Source organism: Cellulomonas citrea, assembly GCF_009829685.1.
Taxonomy (GTDB): Bacteria; Actinomycetota; Actinomycetes; order Actinomycetales; family Cellulomonadaceae; genus Cellulomonas; species Cellulomonas citrea.
In genome coordinates, this window is sequence record NZ_VWSD01000328.1 from 1 (window position 1) to 800 (window position 800).

General features: G+C 56.8%; 2 protein-coding genes. Both read left to right on the forward strand.

Features of this window, described 5'->3' with window-relative positions; translation table 11 throughout:
* The coding region (locus tag F2B26_RS16505) for a major capsid protein (RefSeq protein ID WP_172828379.1) at window positions 1–477 on the forward strand (477 nt) is incomplete at its 5' end.
* Between the two features lie 29 nt (window positions 478–506).
* A partial coding sequence (gene gpFI / locus F2B26_RS16510) for a DNA-packaging protein FI (RefSeq protein ID WP_438939215.1) occupies window positions 507–800 on the forward strand: 294 nt, incomplete at its 3' end.

An 800-nucleotide genomic window follows, 5' to 3' on the forward strand; every position in this document is an offset into this window, starting at 1 on the left:
ATCGAAGCCTACGCGCTGAACGCCAGCGGTGTGGTGAATATCATCGTGTTCGATCCGAAAGGCTGGGCGCTGTTCCGTTCCTTCAAAGCCGTCAAGGAGAAGCTGGATACCCGTCGTGGCTCTAATTCCGAGCTGGAGACAGCGGTGAAAGACCTGGGCAAAGCGGTGTCCTATAAGGGGATGTATGGCGATGTGGCCATCGTCGTGTATTCCGGACAGTACGTGGAAAACGGCGTCAAAAAGAACTTCCTGCCGGACAACACGATGGTGCTGGGGAACACTCAGGCACGCGGTCTGCGCACCTATGGCTGCATTCAGGATGCGGACGCACAGCGCGAAGGCATTAACGCCTCTGCCCGTTACCCGAAAAACTGGGTGACCACCGGCGATCCGGCGCGTGAGTTCACCATGATTCAGTCAGCACCGCTGATGCTGCTGGCTGACCCTGATGAGTTCGTGTCCGTACAACTGGCGTAATCATGGCCCTTCGGGGCCATTGTTTCTCTGTGGAGGAGTCCATGACGAAAGATGAACTGATTGCCCGTCTCCGCTCGCTGGGTGAACAACTGAACCGTGATGTCAGCCTGACGGGGACGAAAGAAGAACCGGCGCTCCGTGTGGCAGAGCTGAAAGAGGAGCTTGATGACACGGATGAAACTGCCGGTCAGGACACCCCTCTCAGCCGGGAAAATGTGCTGACCGGACATGAAAATGAGGTGGGATCAGCGCAGCCGGATACCGTGATTCTGGATACGTCTGAACTGGTCACGGTCGTGGCACTGGTGAAGCTGCATACTGAT